General features: G+C 39.9%; 2 protein-coding genes. Both read left to right on the forward strand.

Features of this window, described 5'->3' with window-relative positions; genetic code table 11:
• Positions 1–2,138, forward strand: a 2,138-nt coding sequence (gene topA, locus ACJMLO_RS05485) for a DNA topoisomerase I (protein ID WP_405294714.1), incomplete at its 5' end; no start/stop codon positions are given.
• A gap of 164 nt (positions 2,139–2,302) precedes the next feature.
• On the forward strand, positions 2,303–4,168 hold a 1,866-nt coding region (locus tag ACJMLO_RS05490), incomplete at its 3' end, for an STT3 domain-containing protein (protein WP_405294716.1).

Below are 4,168 nucleotides of genomic sequence, written 5' to 3' on the forward strand. Positions count from 1 at the left end.
TTTGCGAAAAACCGAGTTCAGCGGAAAAGATAGCAAAAGCACTTTCAAGCAGTGCAAAAAAGAAAGTATACAACAAGAAAGTCAAATATTGGGAACTTAAAAGAGATTCAAAGGATATTACAGTTGTTTCAGGTGTTGGACACCTCTATTCACTTGTTCCAGACAAGCAAAAATATAAGGTCTCCTTTGATCTTCACTGGGTGCCCTCCCTTGAGGCAAGCAAGGCCAGTGCATTCACCAAAAACTACTTGAACGCCATCAAGAAATTCGGAAAAAACGCCGATTCATATATTCATGCCTGCGATTACGATGTTGAGGGAACACTGATTGGATACAATGCCCTGAAATATGCCTGCGGTGAAGACTCACTCAATAAGGCTTCAAGGATGAAATTTTCAACATTAACCAAAAAGGACATCATAGATGCCTATGAAAACAGAATAGACATTGACATGCATCAGGTGGACAACGGTATCGCACGCCATATCCTTGATTATTACTTCGGAATGAATATTTCCATCGCACTATCCGATTCAGTCAAAAAGACAAAGCACAGATTCTTAAAATTATCAGTCGGACGTGTACAGACTCCAACATTATCAATACTAGTTGACAGGGAAAAGGAAATCAGAGAATTTGTCCCTGAGCCTTACTGGAACATAAGGGCAATTCTTGATTTTGAAGACATTGAAATCAAGCATGTAAAGGGAAATATCTTTGATAAGGATTTGGCGGAAGAGATATATGCCAAATGTGAAGGAAAGGATGCAGTAGTCGATGAAATTACTTTTACCAATTCAAAAACAAAACCTCCGGTACCATTCAACTTAAGCGGTCTTCAGGCTGAGGCATATAATGTCTTTGGATTTTCACCAAAAAGGACTCAGGTTGCAGCCCAAAACCTCTACAGTGCAGGTTACACTTCCTATCCTAGGACTTCTTCTCAAAAACTGCCTCAAAGTTTGGGTTTTGAAAACATATTCAGGCAATTGTCCAAAAACCATGAATTCAAACAGCATATTGACAAATTACCGGATAAGCTCATACCGCACAACGGTAAAAAGGAGGATGCGGCTCACCCACCTATTCACCCAACCGGAATCCTTCCAACCAATTTAAACAAGGACGAGCAGAAAATCTACAATCTTATCGTTTACAGGTTCATTGCGGTATTTTTCGAAGCCGCAAAATTCGAATCCATGAGGACAACCCTTGACATTGAAGGCGAAAAATTCAAGTTCAACAGAAGAAGAGTAACCCACAAGGGTTGGATGGAACATTATCCGTTCAAAAAGATTGACAATGAGAAGTTTCCGGACGTAAAGGAGGGGGACCTGATGAGTGTCAAGGAACTGATAAAAGACGAAAAGGAAACCAAGCCTCCTGCACGTTACAATCAGGCTTCTTTAATCAAAGAATTGGAAAAAAAGAATCTTGGAACCAAGGCAACTAGAGCAGACATTGTTGACAAGCTTTACGACAGAAAATACATCGCCGGAACCAAAATTGAGGTCAATGAATTAGGGGAAAACCTTATCGATACCCTAAACACCTACTGTAATGACCTGACTTCAGAAGAGCTTACAAGAGATCTGGAAGTCAAGCTTGAGGGTATCAACCAGAACCAGACCACCAAAGAAAGCGTCATCGATGAAGGCGAAAAGGACGTCAAGGAAATCCTTCAAGACATTGATAAAAACCAGCAGGGCATCGGCAACAAACTATACGAAGCCTATCAGGCAAGCAATATTGTCGGGGAGTGCAAATGTGGGGGCAAACTTGTAAAGAGATACTCACCAAAAACCAAGTCCTCATTTGTGGGATGCTCCAATTATCCGGACTGCACAACAATCTATTCAATTCCGAAAGGGACACATTTCCTTAAAAAGACATGTGAGGAATGCGGGCTTCCAATAATATCATTTGGAAAACCGAGACAAAGGGCATGCCTTGATCCGAACTGCGGCAAGGAAAAAACCAAACCCCACAAACCGACCGAAGTTGGGCAATGCCCTCAATGCGGCAAAAAGCTTTTAAAACGTTCAGGACGTTTCGGTGAATTTATCGGCTGCAGCGGATTTCCGAAGTGCAGATTCACATGTTCCGTTGAGGAGCTTGAAAGCAAGCTGAAAAAATAATTTTTCATTTTTCCAATTTTTTCTTATTTTTACTTTTAAATACACAATCTTTTAATAATAGTAAAGTTAAATATATAACCCAATAAAAATATTTTTTCACATGGGTGAAATTATTTTTATTTATTTCTTATAATTTTAATTAAAAAATTAGACAGAGGATTTTAATGAATAGAGAAACATTATTGACAATAGGTAAGGGAATTATCATTATTTTAATTCTTTTATGTGTTGTTTTTGCATTAAAAGCTCCTGCCCATGATTTAAATTTCTTTGATGATGAAGGTAAGGCGTTATATACCGACGCATCAGGTCTTCCTTATTTCAGTGAAATGGATTCATATTATAACTACAGGTTGACCAATTCCTATGTAGATCATGGCTATGCGGGAGATGAAATAGTAAATGGTACTGAAATGGATATGCACAGGTTAGCCCCTGACGGCATGCCGATGACTTATGAGATGGGTATTATATATGTAACATCGTCATTAAGCGATTTGGCAAACAATTTCCTTGGATGGGACATGTCACTTAAGGAAGTTGCATTCTGGACAGGTGCTATAATATCAACATTATGTGTAATCCCTGCATTCATATTTTCAAGAAGATTGACTAACGATTATGGGGCAATAGTTGCAACAATAATCATTGCACTTGCTCCGAACTACTTTGCGCACACATTCCCAGGGTTTTTCGATACAGATATGTTCTATTACATATTCCCTCTCTTCTTCATATTCTTCTTTGTTGAATCGATTAGAAGTGAGAACTGGATTTGGAAAATCCTATTTGCATTATTATCAGTTGTTTCAATCGGAATATTTTCAACTCAATGGACAGGTTGGATCTTTTACGTTGCACTGATGGGACTGTTTGCGATTATATACTTAATAGCAACATTCGTATTCAATGTTGACGAAGACAAAGACTTATACGACAGCAAGATTCAATGGATAATCCACAATAAGGAATTGTTATCAGTTGTACTTATTGGGGTAATTGCATTTGCGGGCCTTGCAGTATTCAAAGGTGTTGACGGAGTAACCGGAATCTTTTCAAACGTATTTGGCTTACTCAACCTGCAATCAGCATCAGTTGTTGTAGGAGGATTCCCGAACGTACTTATTTCCGTTGCAGAGATGCAGGCACCTAACATGTTAGGTTCAGGAATGACTTCCATGTTTTTAGCAAACACCGACGGTTTTATCAACGGTATCGGAGGTATTGCAGTATTCTTCGGAGCTTTAATTGTTCTATACATTCTGGTTTCAAGAGCATGGAAATTCAGAAAAGTACGCCAAAAACCGGTTGACAGCAAACCTGAAAAAGGTAAAAGACTTTCAGCTGCCGAAAAACTTGACAACAGTCGTAAATTTAAATTATCTCTTGCCGATTTGAAATTCGGCGGGGACAATGAAGTGCTTGCAAGCAAACGTCTAACCGTACTGTACGCAACACTGTTTGTCGTATGGGTAGTAATTACAGCTCTAGCGGTTACCCGTGGTTCAAGGTTCATTACCACAATCGTACTTCCATTCGGATTATTGTGCGGAATATTCGTTGGATATGCATGCGACTACATCAAAAACAGACTTGACAACGACAAATGGATGACTGTAGGAATTCTCTTCTGCGGTGTTTTAGCTGCAATACCACTTTCAGTCATAAACATGACCTACGGTATTCTTTTATTCGTAATCATCGCTGCAATAGGATTATTCTCAATTTACGGACTCAAATCCACTTCCGCTAAGAAAAACTACGTACCGCTTAAAAAATACGTCCTGATAATCGCACTTGTAATTGCGCTTATCACACCAAGCATCTGCGGAGCCTTCCAGGTTTCAAACCAGGTGGTTCCAGGTACAAACGACTACATGTGGAACGCGATGGAATGGGTCGGAGACACTCAGGAAAACGATACAGTAATCACATCCTGGTGGGACTTCGGTTACCTCTTCGAGGTTGCCGCCGACAGGCAGGTAACATTCGACGGAGGTTCTCAGTCAGGGGAACGTGCCTTCTGGCTG

Source organism: Methanobrevibacter sp. (assembly GCF_045120835.1).
Lineage (GTDB): Archaea > Methanobacteriota > Methanobacteria > Methanobacteriales > Methanobacteriaceae > Methanocatella.